A 21,981-nucleotide genomic window follows, 5' to 3' on the forward strand; every position below is an offset into this window, starting at 1 on the left:
TTATATTTTAATTTTCTGCTTTCAAAATGCTATTAACGGAATTTGTTAAAAGTTTTCGTTTGTTAGCTGTTTTCGTAATAGACTAAGAACGGCTATAGCTGAATATTGGATGTTTAAAGCCCTGTCATGAGCCAATTGCAGCTTTTTAGTTTTTACACCTTTTTCTGATGCGCAGGCAATCCATACTGTTCCTACAGGTTTTTCTGGAGAGCCACCCCCTGGTCCTGCAATTCCACTGCTTGCCAAGCCAAAATCTGATTTGAATTTTTTCCTGACCATTTGAGCCATCTCTATCACCGTCTCTTCGCTTACGGCTCCATGATCTTTTAAAGTAAGTATATTGACATCAAGCAGGTCTGATTTGAACTGGTTGTGATAGGGAACTATCGCGCCATTGAAATAATTGCTGCTACCAGGAACACTGGTGATAAGGTGGGAAATATAACCACCAGTACAGCTTTCTGCAAACGACACAGTTTTGTTTTGATGTATCAATATTTTGCCCACAGCTTCTTCCAATGTCTCTTGGTCAAAACCATAAATGTAGGTTTTGATCAAAGGAGTAACTTTTTCAATTTCCACTAGGACATTCCTTTCCAGTTGATCATAATCGTCTCCAAAAGCGGTCAGCCTAAGCTTCACTTGACCTAATGATGGTAAATAAGCCAATTTGATATGACTAGGAAGAGCATCTTCCCAATCGATAATCATATCTGCTAGCCAACTTTCGCCTATCCCTACTGTTTTGATCACTTTATGATAGATCACTGGAAGTGGAAATAGTTCTTTTATTTTAGGCAAAACAAACACCTCCATTAAGTGTTTCATTTCGTGAGGAACTCCCGGCATGGACATCCATACCGCACCATTTTCTTCAAACCACATTCCTGGGGCTGTCCCCATAGCGTTTCTAACGTAAGTACACTTTGTTGGAAGGTGACCTTGAAGCTTATTGAGAGGAGTCAGTTCACGGCCTCTTTTTTCAAAGAAGATTTTAACATCATCTATGGCCTCTTGAACTGGCTCAATGCTACAGTTGAAATATTTTGCCATAAGTGGCTTGGTGAGGTCATCTTTAGTTGGACCTAGTCCACCAGTGATGAGAATAATGTTTGCACGTTTTTCAGCACTTGAAAAGGCGTGTAAGATGTCCTTTTCGTTATCTCCGACAGTTGTTTTTCTCACCACTCTGACACCTATTTGATCTAGCTGTTGGCTGATCCAATGACTGTTTGTGTCTTGAATTTGGCCATAAAGCAACTCATCCCCAATGGCTATAATTTCAGCTGTTACTTCTTGCATAGAGTTAGTGAATTATTGGATTCTGCGATAAACAGTAAAAGTGAAATCAAATTCGTTTTTCTCATCCTTGATATGTGGTTCTTCGAAAGTTTTTTTCCAGTTGTCTGGCTTTATTTCAGGAAAGTAGGCATCTCCATCCGGTTCACAATCTACTTCCGTGATCAGAAGTTCGTCTACATAGGGTAGTGCAAGCTTATAGATTTCTGCTCCTCCGATTACATATACTTTTTCTTGATTAAGGCTTTTGGTGAGTTTTAAAGCCTCTTCTATACTGTGAACCACATAATGTCCCTCAGGGATTTTATAATCTTCGTTTCTGGTTATCACTACAGAGGTTCGGTTGGGAAGTGGTTTTCTCATGGATTCATAGGTTTTCCTACCCATGATGATATAATGGCCACTGGTCTTTTTTTTGAAATATTGGAGGTCGGCTGAAAGGCGCCAAATCAATTGATTGTCCTTTCCAATGATATTGTTTTTAGCTTTAGCTACAATGATAGAAACTGTCAAAACCTAGGATTTTTTGAATTGCACAAGATACCAAGGTTTTTCCATCCTTTAAAAAATGGTTGTTAAAAAGTTTGGGCAAATATGGATTCAAAAAGAAGAGGCTAGTTTTGCCCCTCCATGGCATTTGTATAATCTGACATATTGAAATCAAAATTTTCAGTGGTATTGATTTCCAAAATCTTCATCCTTGAGATTCCATCATCTTCTTTTGAGCGATAGGTCATTTCCAATACGTTACCATCTGGGAGCTTGCTGTAGTAAGCCTGGTACTTGGTTTGCATTTTCTTGGAAAACATAAAATTGTTTTTGGACCAATAAGATGCATATCCTTGGATAGGCTCCTTGCTCACCCAAAACTCTGAAGTAAATTCGTCGTTTTCGGCATGGTACTCCTCACATTCATAGCCAAGAATCGTTTTGGTGTTGCCTGTCTTTTCAAAAGTCAGCTTGGTTTCTTCTACCTCCTCTATCTTTTCATCTGCAGCTGTTCCCATCATATTTGACCAATCCATGCCATAGGCTATTCTGGATTTTTCGCCTTTTTTACTTTCCATCAATAAGATGGTAGCATTATTTTTATTGTCAAAAATCATAATGGTACTTTCCACATCTTTTTCTTCTGGATCCATCTGCATGGCCCAAACTTCATTTTCATTGCTCAGAAAAGATTTGAAGGAGACAGGATCCATTTCCTTACCTTTTTCATCAGTGCCAGAAATTTCCATTTCTGTAAATCCAGTAAAATGATAGCTGTCTTCAGTATCCACGTTCATGTTGATACTGCCCATCATCTTGCCGTAATCGTAATTGCCTCCCTCGTATTCAGTGGGAGGCCCGAAAATTTGTTCTAAATATTTGTCCGTTTGTTTTTGAGCAGCATTCTCTACTTCTTTGCTGACCCTTCTTTCCACAGCATTGCCTACTCCTTCTTGGGCGGCTTTTTTTAGCTTTTTGATGAACTGGGCCTCTGCAAGTGTTGGCGATAGAAAAAATGCCAATAAAATTATTAAAAATGATTTGTAAAATTTCATGGTTAAGATACGTTTATGTTAGTATAAATATAACAATTATACGGGTAAAAGGCTAGGGGTGAGCATGTATAGGCGGTGTTTGAAATATCACATGATACTTGGGAATGAGTATCTGATAGGGACAAAAAAAAGTCCGGCTAACATAAGCAACCGGACAGGAGAGGTTTTGCAGCTAACTGGGCTTAAATCTTGTTGCCTCTTAGAAACTCATCAATATTCATTCTCTTTTTACCTTGCAGTTGGAGTTCTTTGATAGAAAGTGCTCCTTTGCCAGTCTGAAAATGCAGATAAGTTTTATTATCGGTTTTAAACTCTCCTGGGGCTTTGTCAGACAGGGATTCTATAAGTGAGGTTTCATAAATTTTACAAATTTTTTCATTCAATGTAGTCCATGCTGCAGGGTAAGGGGAAAGCCCTCTGACCAAATTATGGACTTCTATGGCACTCTTCTCCCAGTTGATTTCGCAGGTTTCCTTGAAGATTTTTGGAGCATGGTGGCGAGCTAAGCTTTCATCTTGGACAGCCGTTGTGACTTCACCCTTTGCTACTTCTTCAATGGTCTTGAGTACCAACTTTGAGCCTCTTTTCATGAGTTTTTCATAGAGACTACCAATATTGTCTTCGGGAAGAATAGGTTCTTTTTCTTGGAAAATAATGCTTCCAGTATCAATTTCATGTTTTAAGAAAAATGTAGTAACACCGGTTTCTTTTTCACCATTGATGATGGCCCAGTTGATGGGGGCAGCTCCTCGGTAATTGGGTAGTAAAGAAGCATGGAGGTTAAAAGTGCCTTTTGGAGGCATGTTCCAAACGACCTCTGGAAGCATTCGGAAAGCGACCACCACCTGAATATCTGCTTGGTAGCTCTTCAATTCTTCAATAAAATCTGGAGCCTTTAGGTTGGTAGGCTGAAGTACAGGGATTTGGTGTTTTTCGGCTGCTACTTTCACTGCAGAAGGAATCAGCTTTTGACCTCTGCCCTTAGGCTTATCAGGAGCAGTAATAACGGCGACAACATTCCAGCCATTTTCTACAAGTATTTCTAAAGAAGGTACCGCGAATTCCGGGGTGCCCATGTAAATGATGCGAAGATCCTTATTCATCTTATAATTCTAGGTTACTTTATTGATAAAGCAGGTATTTTTCTCTTTTGCTTTTATAGGCATCAAGTCCTGCTTGCCATCCGGCCTTTATTTCTGCTTCTGTCTTCCCTGCAAGTATATCTTTCTTTAATTGATCCGAACCAGCGAGTTTATTGAAAAAGTTATTGAAAAATTTCTCTTTCAGTCCCGATTTCTGGTACATCTCCAATAGATATTTTAGGGTAAATTGATGGCTCAGATCGCTTTCTCTAAGGTCGGTTCCAAAACATAATTCTCCTTCATGTGGAGGGTGTTTGCTCATGCCTTGAATACTTTCAGGAGTAAAGGTGAATTCGCCATACTTTGGGGCTGGTGCTCCGAATACCTGAAAAGGGTAATAAGTGCCTCTACCAACACTGATATCAGTACCTTCGAAAAAACACAAGGAAGGGTAGAGCCTAATGGAAACATCATTGGGTAAGTTAGGGGAAGGTTTTATAGGAAGGGAATAGTGCATGCTATGATCCCAATTGGCTACTGGGATGACATTAATGTCTGCTTTTACACCATTTTTTAACCAGCCCTCTCCGTTGATCATCTGGGCAAGCTCACCCATGGTAAGTCCGTGGACTACAGGAATGGGGTGCATGCCCACAAAGCTTTTATAGGCCTTATCCAGGATAGGGCCATCAATATAATCGCCATTAGGGTTGGGACGATCCATGATGATCATGGGCTTATTCTGTTCTGCACATGCCTCCATGACATAATGCATGGTGCTGATATAGGTGTAAAACCGAACTCCCACATCCTGGAAGTCAAATACAACTACATCAATATCCATCAAGGCTTCTTCAGACGGTTTTTTGTTGACTCCATACAATGAGACCAAAGGAATTCCAGTATCCTTGTCTGTGTCATTTGCGATCACCTCCCCAGCATCAGCGTCTCCTCTAAAACCATGTTCTGGAACAAATATTTTTTGTACGGTAATTCCTTCAGAAAGTAGAAAATCAACTAAATGCTGATTATTGCTTTGGGTAAGGATACTGGTTTGATTGGCGACTAATCCCACTTTTTTGCCTTTAAGTAAGGGAAGGTATTTTTCAGGCTGGTCTGCAGCAGGTAAAATAGGGTCTTCAGCGCTTTTGTTTATTCTATTGTTATTTTCCTTATCTCCTGTAGAGGAGTTTTTACAATAAGCCAATGTACTTAGTGAAAATGTAAATAGAAGTATTAATTTTAACAGCTTCATATTAATTTGCATTTGAATCTTAACAAAATAAAACACTTCATTGAACCTTTCCTACTTCATTGCTAAAAGAATTAGTTTTAAAAGAACAGGTGGATTTACAGGAACCATACATCGCATTGCAGTAGCGAGTATTGCCATAGGCCTTTCCATACTCATACTCTCTTTTTTGATATTGGGAGGTTTCCAAGAAGTAGTTTCCAACAAGGTGTTTTCCTTTACGGGTCACTATCAGGTTCATAAGTTTACCTCCAGTAATGCTTATGAAGACCTTCCTTCTAGCAAAAACAGTAATTTTTATAAAAATTATCAGGAATATGGGTTTATTGGTCATGTACAGGAATATGCCTATAAGCCGGGCTTGCTCAAAGGAGATGAAGAGGTTCAGGGTGTCTTGTTAAAAGGAATTAGTAAAGATTTTGATGAGGAAGTTTTTTCGTACTCATTGAAATCAGGAAGGTTTATTCAGTTTGCTGAAGATGGAAGTGCGTCCAATGAGATATTGCTGAGTAGCAAAATTGCCGATAAGCTACGGTTAAAGGTTGGAGACAAGATCATCATGTATTTCGTTCAGGACCCGCCCCGCTATCGCCGTTTTGATATTGTAGGGGTTTATGAGACCTATTTGGAAGATTTTGATGATAAAGTCATCCTTGGAGATATTCAGACCATTAGAAACCTCAATGGTTGGGAAAATGATATGGTAGGTGGATTTGAGGTTTTTCTAAAGAATCCAAGCCAGATTGATGAGCTGGAAGATGAACTTTATGGAAGGATAGATTACGACCTCAAAATAGATAAAGTAACCGATAAATACATTCAGATTTTTGACTGGCTGAAATTGCTCAACAATAATGTGTATGTGTTTTTGGGATTGATCCTTTTCGTTGCCGCTTTTAATATGGTGGCGATTTTATTTATCCTGATCATGGAACGGACGCAAATGATTGGGATGCTCAAGGCTATGGGAAGTACCAATCGACAGATCAGAAGAATTTTTGTTTGGAACGGTATTCGGATTATTGGAAGGGGATTGTTGATAGGGAACCTGATTGGCTTAGGAATTTGTGCACTTCAGGATTGGACAAAAGTTATAGGTTTGGACCCGACTAATTATTACATGAGTTATGTCCCTATCCAATGGAACTGGCCTATTATTATTTCTCTTAATGTTTTGGTTTTACTGGTAACTACTTTGGTACTTTTTATACCTGCCATGGTTATCAGTAATGTTCAGCCCATTAAGGCTATTCGGTTTGATTAGAGGCTTTTTTATAAGGTTTAAATAAGCTCTTCAGTTTCATGTAAATGACCCCCATTACAGCTTCCCGGAAAATATGAGTAGACATTTTTGAAGTACCTTTTGTCCTGTCGGTAAAAATTATTGGAATTTCTACGATTTTATATCCTAGCTTCCAGGTAGTGAACTTCATTTCAATCTGAAAGGCATAGCCGACAAATTTGATTTTGTTGAGCTTGATCCCTTCCAAAACACTTCTGTGATAACATTTGAAACCGGCTGTGGAGTCTTTGATGGGTAAGCCAGTGATAAACTGCACATAAACACTGGCAAAGTAGGACATCAATACTCTGCCCATTGGCCAGTTGACCACATTCACCCCTTTGATATAGCGAGAACCAATGGCCATTTGGTAACCGTCTATGGCGCAGGCTTCATAAAGTCTGATCAGGTCTTTAGGGTTGTGGGAAAAGTCAGCATCCATCTCAAAAATATAATCGTAGCCATTTTTTAAGGCGAATTTAAAGCCTTCAATATAAGCAGTGCCCAAACCTAATTTACCTTTTCTTTCCAGTAGATGTACTCTTTGGGGATAAGAATCTTGGGCGTTTTTGACCAACTTGGCTGTCCCATCTGGAGAATTGTCATCAATGATCAAAACTTCGAAAAGACCTGCTAACTGCATGACAGCCTGGATGATATCCTGGATGTTCTCCTTTTCGTTGTAGGTCGGGATGATAACTAATTTCTTGTGACTCATAATTTAAGTCCCAAAAATAGGACTTAAAGCGGTTTATTATAAAGTTAATGTGAAAAAATGTATTCAGGTAGACCAAAATCCAAAAGTAAAATTGATCAATAATTGCACCCTGTTTTAAGTATAATCAAGAGGTTAGTGTTTTTAAAATATAGACTCACATGCACTTGTCAAGGTTTTCTTTGGCGAATTCACTTCCATGCTTTGCAGCCAACCGTAGGTCTCGGCAGGACTGGCTGGGATTGGTGTCCATTAGACAGATGGCTCTTCGGGCAAGGGCGTTATAATGTTTGGGCTGGCTTTTTAATACCCTGTCAAAGTCCTCTGTCGCCCAGTCTACCATTCCCATCCGCATATAAGCCAACCCTCTATTGTAATAAGCAGTTAAATTGTCCCCAGAGTACATGATATACATATTAAATTGTGAAGCAGCCGTCCAGGCATCGCCAAGGTGGGCTTGAACTATTCCTCTATAAAAATAAATGGAAGCATTTTTGGGGTCGAGTTTTTTTGCCTCATAAAGGAAGTCTTCGGCTGATTTAAAATTTTCGTTTTTGATCATTGACCGGCCAAGCATAATCAACAGCTCTACATTTTTTGGGTCTTCTTTTGCAGCCAATAAGAAGTGTTTCTCTGCCTGCTGGTATTCTTCTAATTCCCAATAGACTTTTCCCATTCCTGCCAAAGCCTGAGGGTCATGGGGAGCTAATTGCGTGATTCGTTTATAATCTGTCAGTGCCTCATTATACTTTTCCATGGCTTCATAGCTCATGGCTCTAAGTTGAAGGGCTTCCAGATTTGACATCTTCATAAACAATACCCAGTTCAACTCCGAAATGGCATCCCCAAATTGTTGGTTCTTAAAATACTGGTTGGCTTTATCGAAACTTCCACCACAGGAAGAAAAAAGCACAATGAACGCGATGGCAAATAGCTGTTTCATATAAAAGTGTTTAGTTATAAAACTAATTAAATAGTTTTTTAAAGTCAATACTTGGATCAAATTATTGGATGTGTCTATTGGTTTTTTTTAAGGCAGGTAATCCAGTCGATAGGTGTGGATCGTATGTTTTTGAAACAGACTTTAAACGAAAAGAACCATGATCAAGAAAATTATAATAGGAGTGACATCGATAGTGCTACTACTGGTTGCTACACTGGCGATTCATATTTATATGGTTACCAGTGAACGCCCCAAAGGTCCCAACTGGGCAATGAGTCAAATAGATTTTAATGAAGACATCGACTCCCTGAAATCTGAGAATATCAAAGTTGATCTTTTAAAAAAAGAAGGAATGAGAGATGCGAGGATCAATCTAAGCGCTGATTATATGATTGTTTTATACGATAGGGTAAAACACAATCCCCATGATTTGGTGAAAATGGTGAATAATGATTATGCGCTTCAATCCTCTCTTTTTCAACCAAGCGAGGAGCAATTGGCTGCCAGTTGCCCTGCAATTAACAAAAGCTCACTTACATACAAACTGGGGAGTTATTTCGAGAAAATATTTACTAACTGATAATTTTTACATAAACCTTAGAAATGATGAGAAAACTAAATCAATTGATGGCTTACCTACTGCTTGGATCAGTGATGGTCTTCAGTTCTTGTGGAGATGACTATGAAGATTATGAGCCACCAGTAATGGATGATTCCTTTTACGCCACAAAGTTAGGAGGAGAAACAATGGTGGCTGACCCAAACAATCAGGGTCAAATGATCGAGCAAGGATATTTGAACCTTAGAACCGTGGTAGAAGGAACGGTATTGACCATCGCATCTGATGACAAATACGCTGAATTAAGACCTTATTTCAATGTGTTGCTCGCTGAAGTAGGAGCAAATGACTTGTCTGGTTTTACAGCATTGGTTAAGGACTTTACAGAGTTATTGGCTCAGTCCACTGGAGCACAGAACTTTACTTATTCGGGCATGAGCATGGCAGATGCACACGACCCAAATAAAAATGATCGAATGAATGGGATGATCGATAATGACGATTTTGACCTATTCGTACAAGCGGTAGTACAAGCCGCAACAGAAGCGGGATTTGGTAGTAATGATATTTTGGGGCCAGTAGGAGAGTTGTTAGGAGGTACGAGAGATGCTATTGTTCAGCGAGAAGATGGTACCATGATAGACCTTTATACCCGATTGGGAGGGACTGTGATGGTGGATGATGGCAATGGCAATATGGTGGAAGCTGGTTACTTGCCTTTACAAGCAGTAGTAACTGAAACAGTTCTTTTGGTAGCCAGTGATCCTGAATTTGCTAACCTTAAACCTTATTTCCCAGTGCTTTTGGCGGAAGTAGGAGCGAATGATTTATCTGGATTTAACACCCTGGTAGGAAACTTCAGTGATTTGTTAGCCCAGTCAATTGGTTCCACGAATATTACTTATAGCGGAATGAATATGGCTGATGCCCATAATCCAGATGTAAATTCTAGAATGACCGGAAAAGTTACTTCGGAAGACTATGACTTGTTTATCCAGGCAGTAGTAAAAGCCGCCACTAACAAAGGTGTCCCTGAATCAATTATTGGAGAATTCGGGGCACTCTTGACAAGTGAAGGACTTAAAGGAGCAATTGTTCAAGGGTAATTGTTGTTAAACCAGACTATAAAACAGAAAGGCTTTCCTAATAGGAAAGCCTTTCTGTTTTATTTTAAGGATGTTTTTATAAGACTCCTTTGGTACTTGGTAGTTGATTGAGTGCCGCAATATCCCTCTTTACGGCCATCTTGATTGCCCTTGCCAAGCCTTTGAAGATAGCTTCTATTTTATGGTGTTCATTGTTGCCTTCTGCCTTGATATTTAAATTGCACTTGGAAGTGTCACTAAAGGATTTGAAGAAATGATAGAACATTTCTGTAGGCATGTCACCGATTTTTTCACGGTTAAATTCAGCTTCCCACATCATCCATGGCCTACCTCCAAAATCAATGGCCACTTGCGCCAATACATCGTCCATTGGCAAAAGGAAGCCATATCGGTAGATACCTTTTTTGTCCCCTAATGCTTTAAGGTAGGCTTCACCAAGGGCCAAAGCAGTATCCTCAATAGTGTGGTGCTCATCAATATGCAAGTCACCTTTCACCTTAATGGTTAAGTCTGTTCCACCATGTTTGCCCAACTGCTCCAGCATATGGTCAAAGAAAGGCAAGCCCGTGTCAATGTCACATTTTCCGGAACCATCTAAATTCACCTCGATGCTGATTTGGGTTTCTGAAGTGCTACGCTCTACTGTTGCTTTACGTGCTGGAAGCCTTAAGAATTCATAAATTTCATCCCAAGAAGTAGTTGAAAGGGCCGCTCCTTCTGCGGCTTCTTCTCCGATGAAGATAGCTTTGGAGCCTAGGTTTTTTGCCAATTGTATATCCGTTTTTCTATCACCGATTACAAAGGAATTGGCCAGGTCATAAGCCCCTTCCATGTAACCTGTTAATAGCCCGGTTCTTGGCTTTCTAGTTGGGGCGTTTTCATGCTCAAAGGTTTTATCAATATGAATGGCAGAAAAGATTACGCCTTCCTGCTCCAGCGTTTTGAGCATTTTGAACTGTGCGGGCCAGAAGGTGTCTTCAGGGAAGGAATCAGTGCCTAGCCCATCTTGGTTGGTAACCATGACCAGTTCATAATCTGTTTCTTCTGCAATTTTTCTCAGGTTAGAGATAGCTTTTGGATAGAACTCCAGTTTTTCCAGGCTGTCTACTTGAAAATCAACTGGTGGTTCTTTGATGATGGTGCCATCTCTATCTATAAAGAGTACTTTTTTCATTGTTTTTATGGTTGTATTGACCTTATGGACAATGGAGTATTAGTGTTTAAGCAATGGTGAGGTCAACCGGGCAATGTACGAGCGCTTGAATCAATCGATCATTTTCTTCTCTTGTACCGACAGATATTCTCAAACATTCTTCACACAGCGTCACTTTGGACCTGTCCCTTACAATGATTTGGTTTTCGATCAGGTAGTCATAAGTTCTTTTGGCCGCTAGAACTTCTACTAGCAAGAAGTTCGCATGAGTGGGGTGAATTTTCTTGATCAAATCCATCTTTTCAAAAGCTTCTTGTAGATAGATTCTTTCAGCCATGATTTCATCTACCATTTTAGTCATTCTGCTGGTATCACTGATGGCTGCCAAAACAGTTTCTTGGGTAAGTCCGCTGATGTTGTAAGGTGGTTTGATCTTATTGAGAATCTTGATAATCTCAAGTGAAGCAAATGCCATCCCAAGCCTTAATGAAGCCAGCCCCCATGCTTTGGAGAAAGTTTGCATGACCAAAAGGTTAGGGAAAGTGGACAGTTCGGTTGTGAAACTTGGCTCATCACTGAAGTCAATATACGCTTCATCCACGACGATCAGTCCATCGAAACCTTCTATTACCTTTATGATATCTTGTCTATTGACTTTATTTCCACTTGGGTTGTTTGGGGAGCAGATGAAAATGATTTTGGTATTTTCATCAACTTCATCAAGAATAGCATCAGGCCTAAGTTGAAAATCTGAAGTTAAATTGACCCGCTTAGTAGCGATATCATTTATGTCGGCACTGACTTCATACATGCCATAGGTTGGAGGCAAAATGATAATGTTGTCCTTGCCAGGTCTACAAAATGCCCTCATCAATAAATCTATGGCTTCATCGCTGCCGTTTCCCAAGAAAATCTGATCAGATGAAACACCTTTGATTTCACTGATTTTACCTTTTAGTGCTTGCTGATAAGGGTCTGGATACCTGTTATGGTCATCCTTGGTAATTGACCCAAATGGGTTTTCATTGGCATCCAGGAATACGCCTTCTTTACCAGAATATTCATCCCTGGCAGAAGAATAAGGCTTCAACTGCAAAATGTGAGGCCTCAAAAGTTTATTTAAATCAAAAGCCATTTTATTGATTGTCTTCTAGGTATTTTAAGCGAATAGAAACTGCGTTTTTGTGCGCATCTAGCATTTCATTTCCTGCCAGCACTTCTATAGTGGGCCCCAGGTTTTGGATGCCGGCTTTGGTAATTTTTTGATAGGTTATTTTCTTCACAAAACTATCCAAAGATACCCCACTGTAGTTTTTGGCAAAACCATAAGTAGGCAAAGTATGGTTGGTTCCAGAAGCATAATCACCTGCTGATTCAGGCGTGAAGTTTCCGATAAACACTGACCCGGCATTGATGATTTGGGCAACCACCTCTTCATCATTTTCTACATTGATGATCAAGTGCTCAGGAGCATATTCGTTGATTAGAGAAATCGCTTTGTCCTGATTGCCCATTACCACAGCAATGCTGTTTTCCAAAGCTTTTTTAGCTATGGCCTTTCTGGGAAGCTTTTCAAGTTGATTTTCTACTTCCTTCAATGTCTTTTCAGCAACCTTGCTAGAACTTGCCACAAGAACCACTTGACTGTCAATGCCATGCTCAGCTTGGGATAATAGATCCGACGCAACGAAAGCAGGAATAGCCGTTTCATCTGCATAAACCAATACTTCTGAAGGACCTGCAGGCATGTCTATCGCAATGCCTTTTTTAGTGGCCAGTTGTTTGGCAGCAGTAACATATTGGTTACCTGGCCCGAAAATTTTGGCCACTTGTGGAACGCTTTCTGTGCCATACGTCATGGCGGCAATAGCTTGTGCACCACCAACTTTGACTATCTTATCAATACCAATTAAGTCAGCTGTGTAAAGTATGGCTGGGTGGATTTTACCTTCTTTGTTAGGAGGTGTGCAAAGTACAATTTCTTCGCAGCCAGCTAAATTGGCGGGTACACCAAGCATAAGGACGGTCGAGAATAGGGGAGCCGTTCCTCCGGGAATATATAACCCAACTTTTTGGATGGGTACACTTCTTCGCATGCAAGTAACTCCTTCCATGACTTCCATAGATAAGTCAGGTGTAGCTTGGGCCTTATGGAATTTCTCGATATTATCTTTGGCCAATAAGATTGCATCCTTAAGTTTTTGATCTACTTGTTCGTATGCCTCATTGACTTCTTCTCTGGTAACAAGAAGTTCTTTTATTTCTACATGATCATATTCCAACGCGAATTTTTTCAAAGCTTTGTCTCCTTGACGATTTACTTTACGCATAATCGGCTTGACAATCTTTTGAATTTCCTTCATTTTCTGAACCGGTCTGGCCAGTTCTTTTTTCCATTCGCTTTTGCTTGGGTTAGTTATGACTCTCATTAGTGTTTGTTTTGAGAATGATTCAAATTAAAGCACCATCTTTTCGATAGGAACGACCAATATACCTTCTGCACCGGCAGCTCTTAGTTCTTCAATGTTCTCCCAGAAAAGATCCTCACTTAAAACAGAATGAACAGAAGACCAGCCTTCTTCAGCTAAGGGCAGAATAGTGGGACTTCTCATGCCGGGAATGAGGGAAATGATTTTATCCAAGGATTCATTTGGCGCGTTAAGCAAAACATATTTGTTGCTTTTTCCCGTTTGTACGGCATTGATGCGGAAAAGAAGCTTTTCCACGATGGCCATCTTTTCATCATTTAGCCCCTTGTGGCTGATTAAGACGGCCTCAGATTTGAAAATTTCCTCTACTTCTTTTAACCCATTCATCATTAGGGTAGAGCCTGAGCTGACAATATCGCAAATGCCTTCCGCGAGTCCAATGCTTGGTGCTATTTCCACTGAACCACTGATTTCGTGGATTTCAGCGTTGATTTTGTTCTTTTTTAAGTAGTCGCCTAGGATTTTTGTATAGGAAGTCGCAATATTTTTACCTTCAAAGTAAGAAAGTCCTGGGTAATCCTGGCTTTTGGGAATGGCCAATGATAAACGGCATTTCGAAAAACCAAGCTTTTTAAGTACATCAACACTTTTGTCCTTCTCTACCAATTCGTTTTCACCAACAATCCCGAGGTCTGCCACTCCATCAGCTACATAACCTGGGATATCATCATCCCTGAGGTACAAAAATTCAATGGGGAAATTGGTAGAGGTGGATTTTAACTTTCCAGTACCATTATAGAATTTAATGCCACATTCTTTGATGAGGCGCAATGAGTCTTCACTTAATCGGCCGCTTTTCTGGACGGCTATACGAATAATGTTTTCCATGAAATAAAGATACAAATATGAATAGTTCTTTTAGAAATTCTTTGAATCAATCGGGCTGTACAAATAATTATCGCGCAGCCTCTGGGGCGATATGTAAATAGTATTCCTCCTTAAGAGGAATGATGGAAATGATGAACAGTCACAGTATGTTTTACTGCAAAAAGTAAATGGGAAAGGATATATTTTTGATTGCTGCTCATGATATGGTCACAAAATTAAGCAGCTATCGTTATTATCCAAAAAATCGAAATGATTTTTGATTAAAATTAATAATTCCTTAAAGAAATGTTTGTGTAATCATGGAATTGTAAAGTTGACGCTCTTCTTCATTTCGAAGGGACTTTATATTGACTACGGCTTTTTTGATGATTTTCTGGATCATGGCATCCATGATCTTATCATAGTCAATGTCAACATTGTGCTGTCCTTGCTTTTGAAACCTATCCATTTCTTCCATTTTAATAGAGTGAAGGGCTGATTTCATGGATCTGATGACCTCAAGGTTTTTGTTGTCCTGTTTCCATTGAAAGAATTCATCCAAATGCTGAAGCAAGATACTTTCGACATCTGAAATGCTGGCCAACTTTTGGTCAATGGTTTGCTGAGTCACCAAACCAATGTCGTCCATGTCAAACAGGGTTATGCCAGGTAAATCAGTAACTTCAGGACTAATGCTTCTAGGCATGGATATATCTACCAAAACTTTAAAAGTGTGGATTGGAGAAGTGAAGTGGGCAGCTGAGATCAAAGGGTTTTGAACACTTGGCGTTGAAATAATGATGTCATAACTTTCTATTAAACTATCCAGCTGCTCAAGTGATCGATAAGCTATTTGGGTTTTGTTCTTTGTGTTGAAAAGGGAAATTTTATTTTCTGTTCTGTTGAAAACAGTGAGTTGATGATTGCCTCTGGAAAGTAAGTGCCTAGTGACATTTTGCCCCATATCCCCAAAACCTATTATAGCAATTTTCGGGTCTTTAAACATTTTTTGGTATTCAGAGATCATGTCAACAGCCGCATAAGGTGCAGAACTGATTCCCGATCTAAAGCCTGTTTGGGAAGCGATCTTTTTATTGGCGCTAAAAATCACATGCATTAACCTATGGATATAAGTCCCGGCTGTTTTCTGTTTTTGAGCAAACTGATAAGCCGTTTTTATTTGTGAAATGATCTGAGCATCTCCTAAGATTTGTGATTCTAATCCTGAAGAAACCCTGAAAAAGTAATTTAAAACCTCCTGTTCATTTGTAATGTGTTTGAAGGAATTTAGCGCCAACTCCAATTCTTGATGCTTGATTTTACAGATCAATTCTAAGATTTTTTGTTGCTGCTCATTTGCTGCTACATAAAGTATCTCTGTTCGATTACAAGTTGAGAGAACGAGCGATTCCTCTGTGGGGGAGGTGGATTTTATTTCATGGAGCAATTGTAATACTTCTTCAGTATTGAGTGCAAAATGCTCTCTTTTACCAATTTCAGTGGTTTTGTGGGTCAAGCTTAAAAGTCTGAATTGAATCATAATGCCTCTTTCATTGAATGCGCTGATAATATAGCTTAAGTCAATTTTTTGGTTGTTTGATATTACTTACGGATGTGTCAGAAGCTTTGGATTGTCTAAAAGTTTATCGGGTCTTATTTAAAATTATTACAAATAAAAAAATAGGGAAAGGGTAAAAAAATCTAAAAGCCTAAATCCAGAGTGAATTTCTACTTCGTATATCCTTTCTGAATGTGAGATAATTTGAGTGGTTCAAAAGTTAATGCAATCCTTTGATTGTAGTGAAATTAGTTTGTGGTTCAATTTTTTAATTTAAAAAGGAGCGGTTTTTTAAACCACTCCTTTTTCATTTCAACCTCCTGATTTCTTGGCTTTGTAACTTTGTTGTTGTAAGATTTCCAGAACTTTGTCCCGATGGTCGCCTTGGATTAGGATTTCCCCGTCTTTGGCACTTCCTCCTACACCACATTTGCTTTTAAGAAGTTTCCCTAGGTCCTTTAGGTCTTCTTCTGAACCGATAAATCCCGCAATGAGTGTAACTTGTTTTCCCCCACGGGCCTTCTTATCCAGCATCACTTTTAGGTTTTGCTGCTGAGGAGGAAGTGTTTCCAGATCTTCCCCTCCAAATTCATCAAAGTCAAAATTGTCGTTGGTGGAGTAAACTACTCCATCTCTTTTTTTCCAGTCGTTGTTTTTCTTTTTACTCATGCTTTATTTTATTTTCATCGTCCATACCGGTCTTTTGGAATGGTTGACCACATCTTCTGCAATGCTTCCGCTCAACAAGTGCATAAAGCCCGTCCTGCCGTGCGTAGCCATGGCGATCATGTCAATATTATTGTCTTCCGCATACTGGATGATACCATCTTCTTCTGAGTCACAATTATATATTTCAAAAGTAACATGGTCAAGTTGGTGCTTGGCAATAAATTCTTTGATTTTAGCCTTGCTATCTCTTGAGTTTTCAAAGGAGTTAGGTGTGTTTACCTTGATCAAATGTAATTCGGCACCTAAGGATTCCTGTAGAGCTTTAAGGGGAAGTATAATTTCTCCATTGTCTTCTGTAAAGTCGCTGGCCAAGATTATTGACTTGATATCTGAAGGAAGAACGCTCCCCTTGATAGTGATGACAGGGCATTTGGCATGTCTCACTACTTTTTCAGTATTGGAACCAATTAGTAGTTCTTCCAGGCCGCTGGATCCTTTGGATCCCATGATAATAATATCTGCTTTGATTTCTGAGACTTCATTGCTGATCCCTGCATAGGGATTGCCGAAAACCATTTTTGTACTGAATTTGTAAGGTAGGTTTTGATGTTTTTCTTTTATTTCAGCAATCTGTTTTTTTCTCTTTTCTACTAATTCTACAATGAAGATGTTGTTGATTTCTTCGCCGCCCAGTCCCACTTCACCGGTGGTATTGAAATTTTGGGCAGTGGGAATTTCAATCACATGAAGCAGTTTTAAGTTTCCCTGCACAATGGTTGCCAAACCTTTGGCAAATTCAAGGGCATTCTCTGCTTCTTCAGAAAAATCGAATGGAACTAAGATGGTTTTCATAGTTGCTTTAATTATGGTTTAGTGTTGAATACACATAAAATACGAAAAACAAGGAGTTTAAACTAAAATCATTACCCCTTATTTGTTCACATAACCTAACTAGCAAGAATTAGTCTAAAAAGAGAATTTCTAAGAAAAAATCACCAAGCCCAAGCCAAAAGCCAATACCCAGAATAGGGTGGATATGGCCATTTTTTTTAAATATGGATCCAGTTCCTTTGAGCTTGTTTTTTTACCCATTTGAACGGCGATATTGATCATTAGAGGAGAAATGAGCAATGCCAACAAGCCTCCAGGGGTATTCTCAACCCATGCAAACAGGACCACTGAAAGGTTCCCTAAAACCACCAATGCCCAGTTATAGCGCACGGCAGCTTTTCTTCCAATCCTTACAGGAATTGATTTTTTGCCAGCTTTTTTGTCGGATTCAATGTCTCTAATATTGTTGATATTTAATACTGATGCACTGAAAAATCCCAATGAAATAGCAGGGAGTAAAAGGCTTGTAGAAAAACTGAGTGTATGTAGGAAATAAGTCCCCAATACACCAACTAACCCAAAAAACATGAAAACCGAAATGTCACCCAATCCCATGTAACCATAAGGGTTGGAACCTGATGTATAATTGACAGCAGCAAAAATGGATAATAAGCCAATACCAATAAATGTGAAAAAAATAACCCAGCTGTCCAGTGAAACATATAGCAATCCTATTCCACTGATGAAAGAAAGCACCCCTAAAAGAATCATGGCGTTTTTCATTTCATGTGGTTGAATGATGCCTGATTGAACAGCTCTGATTGGACCTTCCCGATCATCACTGTCCGCACCATGTACACTGTCACCATAATCATTGGCGAGATTAGAAAGGATTTGCAAAAGGGTGGTGGTGAGCGCTGCTAAAGCAAACACTTCCCATTTGAATAAGCCATGTGACCAAGCAATAAAACTGGCCATAAGGATACTGGCAAGTGCCAAAGGAAGCGTTCTTAATCTGATGGCATGCAGCCATGCTTGTTTTTTATTGGAAAGCGTGATGTCCACTACTGAAATTGGATATGTAAAACAGCAGCCTTCAAAGTAAGAAAACTGCTGTTATGGATTTTTTACTAGGCTTCGATCAATTTGATGATTTCGTCATCCATTGGGTTGACAGATGATTGGAAGAAGTGCTTCAACTCGCCATTTTCATCGATGAAGTATTTACAGAAATTCCAAGTAGGTTCTTGGTCATTCCAACCATTAAGGGATTTGTCAGACAGCCATCTGTAAAGAGGGTGCTTGTCCACTCCTTTGACAGAAATTTTTTCAAACATCGGGAAGGTCACACCATAGTTACTGGTACAGAACTTTTTGATGTCATCATTGGTGCCTGGCTCTTGTTCTCCAAAGTTATTAGCAGGAAACCCCAAAATGGTGACTTTGTCTCCATATTCTTCGTTCAGCTTTTGAAGGTCTTCATACTGCGGCGTGTACCCACACTTGGATGCGACATTTACTACAAGGAGCTTTTTGCCTTTGAATTTACTAAAGTCGACATCATTTCCATCAATGTCTGTCATGGTGAAATCATAAAAAGACTTTTCCATATCACTGCTTTCTTGATTGACAGTAGTAGTTGCAATCATTTCACTTTCTTCAGAAGAAGTCTTACTGGCGCTTTCACAAGCAACAACTGCTAAGGCAGCAAGGATTATCATGATTTTTTTCATAAGTCTATAGTTTTGTCGTAATGGTTAAACGAGACAAAGTTGTTTACATTCTTTCAGGCACTTTTATACCTAATAACTTCATTCCAGACTTTAAAGTTTTTGCGACCTGAGCACTAAGTGCTACACGGAAGCTACGAACCTTCTCATTTTCTTCGCTAAAGATAGGAAGTTCTGCATAAAAGCGGTTATACTCTTTGGCCAAATCGAACATGTATTGTGCTATGACAGAAGGGGATAGTTCTTCTCCAGCTTGAGCAATCTTCTTTTCGAAATTGTTTAGGAGGATAATCAATTCTTTTTCTCCTTCTTCAATATGGGACAGCCCATCAAAACCTTCTGCTGTATAATTTACGCCAATTTGGTCTGCTTTTCTTAAAATAGAAGCGATTCGGGCATGTGAGTATTGAATGAAAGGTCCTGTGTTACCTTGGAATTCAATGGACTCCTGAGGATTGAAAAGCATTCTCTTTTTAGGATCAACCTTGAGCAGGAAGTATTTAAGGGCACCTAACCCAAGCATTTCATAGAGTTCTTTGGCTTGCTCTTCAGAAAAACCATCAATCTTGCCCAACTCTTTGGTGTGACTGGCCGCAGTATCAATCATTTCCTGCATCAGGTCATCAGCATCCACCACGGTTCCTTCACGGGATTTCATTTTTCCGGTAGGCAAGTCCACCATGCCATAGCTTAGATGGAAAAGTCCTTCGCCGTACGGTCTGCCCAACTTTCTCATTATCTTGAACAATACATCAAAGTGGTAATCCTGCTCATTTCCCACCACGTAGACTGATTGGTTGATTTTGAAATCTTCATATTTCAGGTCAGCTGTTCCCATGTCTTGGGTGATGTAAACAGATGTGCCATCACCGCGCAACACCAGTTTTTCGTCTAATCCTTCTGCTGTAAGGTCTGCCCAAACAGAACCATTGTCTTTTTTGAAGAACACCCCTTTTTCAAGTCCTTCTTCCACAATGTTTTTGCCCAAAAGGTAAGTGTCTGACTCATAATAATACTTGTCAAAACTCACTCCCATTTTAGTATAGGTAGCATCGAAGCCTTCATATACCCAGCTGTTCATGGTTTTCCATAAAGTCACCGTTTCCTCATCACCAGCTTCCCACTTTCTGAGCATTTCTTGGGCTTCCAGCATAAGAGGGGCTCGCTTTTTAGCTTCTTCTTCCGATAGGCCTTTTTCTACAAGTTCATGGATTTCTTTCTTATAGGCTTTGTCGAATAGCACATAGTATTTACCTGCCAAATGATCTCCTTTAAGTCCTCCAGAATCTGGAGTTTCTCCTTCTCCGAAGTGCTGATAGGCTACCATGGATTTACAAATATGGATTCCCCTGTCATTGACCAGATTGGCTTTGATGACTTCGTAGCCATTTGCAGACAGGATTTCTGATACAGCAAACCCTAGGAAGTTATTTCTAAGGTGCCCCAAGTGAAGCGGTTTGTTGGTATTGGGAGAGCTAAACTCTACCATTACTTTTTGGTCTTTGGGAGGTAGTTGGCCAAGGTTTTCCTTTTGAAATAAATTTTGGAAAACAGATAACCATGATTCTTCATTGACCGAAATGTTCAAGAAGCCTTTCACCACATTGAAGCCACTTACAACAGCACAGTGATCGACCAAGTATTGACCGATTTTCTCCCCACTATCTTCAGGCTTCATCCTGGTTACCTTAAGGAATGGAAATAGTACAAAAGTGTAGTTGCCTTCAAATTCCTTGCGGGTGGGTTGTAATGCAAGGCTGTCAGCGGCTACTTGGTGATCAAAAGTTTTGTCAAATGCCTCGCTGATGGCATTGAGTATTTGTTCTTGAATGGTCATTCTATTTGTTTTTTAAAAGTTGCTTACCAGTGATTCCGTAGTAGTTTCGAGAATTTCAAAGGCGTTTTTGGCCATGATGTTCTCGTTATCCAAAGTCGGGTTGACTTCCACGATTTCCCAGCAGCAAACTCTCTTATCTTTTATAAGTTCTTTGTTCAAATTGATAGCTTCCTCAACGGTCAGTCCATCAGGAACAGGGGTACCTGTCCCCATGGAAATGGCGCTGTCCATGCTGTCGACATCAAAAGAGATGTAAATTTGATCACAATTTCTCAGGATGTCCAATGCCTCTTGAGAAATTTTTTCAATCCCTTTCTCCCTTACTTCGCTAGTCTTGAAGTTTTTGATCCCATGTTTCTCGATCAAGAAGTCTTCAGGTTCTTCAGTATCTCTTACCGCTATATAGACAATGTCTTCAGCTTTGATTTTGGGGAAGTCACCACCAATCTTTTTTATTTTCTCCCAGTATTCAAATTCCTCATCAGACAAATCATGCTGCTTACATGAGAGATTATCTTCCTGTAAGCACATGCCCAATGGCATGCCGTGCATATTTCCGGAGGGGCTTGTATAAGGACTATGTATATCTGCATGCGCATCAATCCAAATCACTCCAAGGCGTTTTTCAGGAGCAGCAGCCTTGATGCCCATAATACTTCCTGCAGCAGTGGAATGGTCTCCTGCTAAAATAATTGGAAACTTCTTTTCCAACCTTAGTGCCTTTACTGTATCGTGGACATTATGGATCACCTCAAACACTCCTTCAATGTATTTGGCATGAGGGAAATAATTATTTTTCCATAAATAATTATTGGCATCTTGGACATTGATAGGCTCAAACCGGGTAAAGAAGTCTGATTTTTTTCCTAGGCTGGCTATTTTAAGAGCATCGACTCCTAAACTAGCTCCTCTGGTTCCTGCAGCCAGCTCTGACCTTACTTCAACAAGCTTGATGTTTCTCATAGTCGGTTAAATAATCTCTAGTTTATTTGGGTGTTTGATTCTATCCTTAGGATGAAAATTGATGTGACAAAAGTAGTTAAAAATGTGCAAATATGGGAGCCTGCTTTAAGATGGCAAAAATAGGTTTTCTTTAAGAAGCTTTAATACCTTGACGTTGAAGTT

Annotated in this window: 21 protein-coding genes; 3 read left to right on the plus strand and 18 right to left on the minus strand. The window is 39.6% G+C overall.

Annotation, left to right across the window (positions count from 1 at the left end; genetic code table 11):
• Positions 1-45: 45 nt before the first annotated feature.
• From JL001_RS11855 to JL001_RS11875, 5 genes are all read right to left on the minus strand, one after another.
• Positions 46-1,302, minus strand: a complete 1,257-nt coding sequence (locus JL001_RS11855) for a competence/damage-inducible protein A (RefSeq protein WP_200976280.1) — start codon at positions 1,300-1,302, stop codon at positions 46-48.
• Positions 1,303-1,314: 12 nt separating this feature from the next.
• Positions 1,315-1,812 (minus strand): dihydrofolate reductase, encoded by a 498-nt coding sequence (locus tag JL001_RS11860; protein ID WP_200976281.1) that lies wholly within the window; start codon positions 1,810-1,812, stop codon positions 1,315-1,317.
• A gap of 101 nt (positions 1,813-1,913) precedes the next feature.
• Positions 1,914-2,843 carry a DUF4412 domain-containing protein gene (locus JL001_RS11865; protein ID WP_200976282.1) on the minus strand — a complete coding sequence of 310 codons (930 nt, stop codon included), beginning with the start codon at positions 2,841-2,843 and terminating at the stop codon, positions 1,914-1,916.
• A gap of 182 nt (positions 2,844-3,025) precedes the next feature.
• Positions 3,026-3,946 (minus strand): methionyl-tRNA formyltransferase, encoded by a 921-nt coding sequence (gene fmt / locus JL001_RS11870; protein ID WP_200976283.1) that lies wholly within the window; start codon positions 3,944-3,946, stop codon positions 3,026-3,028.
• 19 nt (positions 3,947-3,965) lie between these two features.
• Positions 3,966-5,180, minus strand: a complete 1,215-nt coding sequence (locus tag JL001_RS11875) for an exo-beta-N-acetylmuramidase NamZ domain-containing protein (RefSeq protein WP_200976284.1) — start codon at positions 5,178-5,180, stop codon at positions 3,966-3,968.
• A 40-nt stretch (positions 5,181-5,220) separates the two neighbouring features.
• On the opposite strand from JL001_RS11875, the gene JL001_RS11880 reads away from it, so the two are divergent.
• Positions 5,221-6,441 carry an ABC transporter permease gene (locus tag JL001_RS11880; RefSeq protein ID WP_200976285.1) on the plus strand — a complete coding sequence of 407 codons (1,221 nt, stop codon included), beginning with the start codon at positions 5,221-5,223 and terminating at the stop codon, positions 6,439-6,441.
• Here the strand turns inward: JL001_RS11880 and JL001_RS11885 are convergent.
• Together JL001_RS11885 and JL001_RS11890 are read right to left on the minus strand one after the other, a co-directional pair.
• Positions 6,425-7,177, minus strand: coding sequence for a polyprenol monophosphomannose synthase (locus JL001_RS11885; RefSeq protein ID WP_200976286.1), 753 nt, complete (start codon positions 7,175-7,177; stop codon positions 6,425-6,427). The genes JL001_RS11880 and JL001_RS11885 overlap by 17 nt on opposite strands.
• Positions 7,178-7,331: 154 nt before the next feature.
• Positions 7,332-8,117 carry a tetratricopeptide repeat protein gene (locus JL001_RS11890; protein ID WP_200976287.1) on the minus strand — a complete coding sequence of 262 codons (786 nt, stop codon included), beginning with the start codon at positions 8,115-8,117 and terminating at the stop codon, positions 7,332-7,334.
• Between the two features lie 157 nt (positions 8,118-8,274).
• On the opposite strand from JL001_RS11890, the gene JL001_RS11895 reads away from it, so the two are divergent.
• Positions 8,275-8,697, plus strand: coding sequence for a heavy-metal-associated domain-containing protein (locus JL001_RS11895; protein WP_200976288.1), 423 nt, complete (start codon positions 8,275-8,277; stop codon positions 8,695-8,697).
• 23 nt (positions 8,698-8,720) lie between these two features.
• Positions 8,721-9,782 (plus strand): hypothetical protein, encoded by a 1,062-nt coding sequence (locus JL001_RS11900; RefSeq protein WP_370567366.1) that lies wholly within the window; start codon positions 8,721-8,723, stop codon positions 9,780-9,782.
• 76 nt (positions 9,783-9,858) lie between these two features.
• On the opposite strand, the gene hisB is transcribed toward JL001_RS11900, so the two are convergent.
• The 11 genes from hisB to JL001_RS11955 form a co-directional block, all read right to left on the minus strand.
• Complete coding sequence (gene hisB, locus JL001_RS11905; protein ID WP_200976289.1) at positions 9,859-10,956, minus strand: bifunctional histidinol-phosphatase/imidazoleglycerol-phosphate dehydratase HisB; 1,098 nt, start codon at positions 10,954-10,956, stop codon at positions 9,859-9,861.
• Between the two features lie 46 nt (positions 10,957-11,002).
• Positions 11,003-12,070, minus strand: a complete 1,068-nt coding sequence (hisC, locus tag JL001_RS11910) for a histidinol-phosphate transaminase (RefSeq protein ID WP_200976290.1) — start codon at positions 12,068-12,070, stop codon at positions 11,003-11,005.
• Position 12,071: 1 nt separating this feature from the next.
• Positions 12,072-13,364: a histidinol dehydrogenase gene (gene hisD, locus JL001_RS11915; RefSeq protein ID WP_200976291.1), complete on the minus strand. Its 1,293-nt coding sequence runs from the start codon at positions 13,362-13,364 to the stop codon at positions 12,072-12,074.
• Positions 13,365-13,391: 27 nt separating this feature from the next.
• Positions 13,392-14,252 (minus strand): ATP phosphoribosyltransferase, encoded by an 861-nt coding sequence (gene hisG / locus JL001_RS11920; protein ID WP_200976292.1) that lies wholly within the window; start codon positions 14,250-14,252, stop codon positions 13,392-13,394.
• 277 nt (positions 14,253-14,529) lie between these two features.
• Positions 14,530-15,771, minus strand: coding sequence for a glutamyl-tRNA reductase (hemA, locus tag JL001_RS11925; protein WP_200976293.1), 1,242 nt, complete (start codon positions 15,769-15,771; stop codon positions 14,530-14,532).
• Between the two features lie 330 nt (positions 15,772-16,101).
• A complete protein-coding gene (locus JL001_RS11930) occupies positions 16,102-16,458 on the minus strand; it encodes a translation initiation factor (RefSeq protein ID WP_200976294.1) in 357 nt (118 codons plus the stop codon).
• A gap of 3 nt (positions 16,459-16,461) precedes the next feature.
• Positions 16,462-17,310, minus strand: a complete 849-nt coding sequence (locus JL001_RS11935) for a universal stress protein (protein WP_200976295.1) — start codon at positions 17,308-17,310, stop codon at positions 16,462-16,464.
• 129 nt (positions 17,311-17,439) lie between these two features.
• On the minus strand, positions 17,440-18,354 hold the full coding sequence (locus JL001_RS11940) for a 1,4-dihydroxy-2-naphthoate polyprenyltransferase (protein ID WP_200976296.1): 915 nt from the start codon (positions 18,352-18,354) through the stop codon (positions 17,440-17,442).
• 65 nt (positions 18,355-18,419) lie between these two features.
• Complete coding sequence (locus JL001_RS11945) at positions 18,420-19,022, minus strand: glutathione peroxidase (protein WP_200976297.1); 603 nt, start codon at positions 19,020-19,022, stop codon at positions 18,420-18,422.
• A gap of 43 nt (positions 19,023-19,065) precedes the next feature.
• Positions 19,066-20,856 (minus strand): arginine--tRNA ligase, encoded by a 1,791-nt coding sequence (argS, locus tag JL001_RS11950; RefSeq protein ID WP_200976298.1) that lies wholly within the window; start codon positions 20,854-20,856, stop codon positions 19,066-19,068.
• A gap of 12 nt (positions 20,857-20,868) precedes the next feature.
• Positions 20,869-21,819 carry an arginase gene (locus JL001_RS11955; RefSeq protein WP_200976299.1) on the minus strand — a complete coding sequence of 317 codons (951 nt, stop codon included), beginning with the start codon at positions 21,817-21,819 and terminating at the stop codon, positions 20,869-20,871.
• Positions 21,820-21,981: the final 162 nt, after the last annotated feature.

Source organism: Echinicola sp. 20G, assembly GCF_015533855.1.
Classification (GTDB): Bacteria; Bacteroidota; Bacteroidia; order Cytophagales; family Cyclobacteriaceae; genus Echinicola.

Bases quoted from the DNA above. Each gene is read 5' to 3' on its own strand.
- hemA (WP_200976293.1), bottom strand. From the start codon at position 15,771: ATGATTCAATTCAGACTTTTAAGCTTGACCCACAAAACCACTGAAATT.
- JL001_RS11865 (WP_200976282.1), bottom strand. From the start codon at position 2,843: ATGAAATTTTACAAATCATTTTTAATAATTTTATTGGCATTTTTTCTA.
- JL001_RS11895 (WP_200976288.1), top strand. From the start codon at position 8,275: ATGATCAAGAAAATTATAATAGGAGTGACATCGATAGTGCTACTACTG.
- JL001_RS11955 (WP_200976299.1), bottom strand. From the start codon at position 21,819: ATGAGAAACATCAAGCTTGTTGAAGTAAGGTCAGAGCTGGCTGCAGGA.
- JL001_RS11930 (WP_200976294.1), bottom strand. From the start codon at position 16,458: ATGAGTAAAAAGAAAAACAACGACTGGAAAAAAAGAGATGGAGTAGTT.
- JL001_RS11875 (WP_200976284.1), bottom strand. From the start codon at position 5,180: ATGAAGCTGTTAAAATTAATACTTCTATTTACATTTTCACTAAGTACA.
- hisG (WP_200976292.1), bottom strand. From the start codon at position 14,252: ATGGAAAACATTATTCGTATAGCCGTCCAGAAAAGCGGCCGATTAAGT.
- hisD (WP_200976291.1), bottom strand. From the start codon at position 13,364: ATGAGAGTCATAACTAACCCAAGCAAAAGCGAATGGAAAAAAGAACTG.
- hisC (WP_200976290.1), bottom strand. From the start codon at position 12,070: ATGGCTTTTGATTTAAATAAACTTTTGAGGCCTCACATTTTGCAGTTG.
- hisB (WP_200976289.1), bottom strand. From the start codon at position 10,956: ATGAAAAAAGTACTCTTTATAGATAGAGATGGCACCATCATCAAAGAA.
- JL001_RS11935 (WP_200976295.1), bottom strand. From the start codon at position 17,310: ATGAAAACCATCTTAGTTCCATTCGATTTTTCTGAAGAAGCAGAGAAT.
- argS (WP_200976298.1), bottom strand. From the start codon at position 20,856: ATGACCATTCAAGAACAAATACTCAATGCCATCAGCGAGGCATTTGAC.
- JL001_RS11890 (WP_200976287.1), bottom strand. From the start codon at position 8,117: ATGAAACAGCTATTTGCCATCGCGTTCATTGTGCTTTTTTCTTCCTGT.
- JL001_RS11900 (WP_370567366.1), top strand. From the start codon at position 8,721: ATGATGAGAAAACTAAATCAATTGATGGCTTACCTACTGCTTGGATCA.
- JL001_RS11885 (WP_200976286.1), bottom strand. From the start codon at position 7,177: ATGAGTCACAAGAAATTAGTTATCATCCCGACCTACAACGAAAAGGAG.
- fmt (WP_200976283.1), bottom strand. From the start codon at position 3,946: ATGAATAAGGATCTTCGCATCATTTACATGGGCACCCCGGAATTCGCG.
- JL001_RS11855 (WP_200976280.1), bottom strand. From the start codon at position 1,302: ATGCAAGAAGTAACAGCTGAAATTATAGCCATTGGGGATGAGTTGCTT.
- JL001_RS11945 (WP_200976297.1), bottom strand. From the start codon at position 19,022: ATGAAAAAAATCATGATAATCCTTGCTGCCTTAGCAGTTGTTGCTTGT.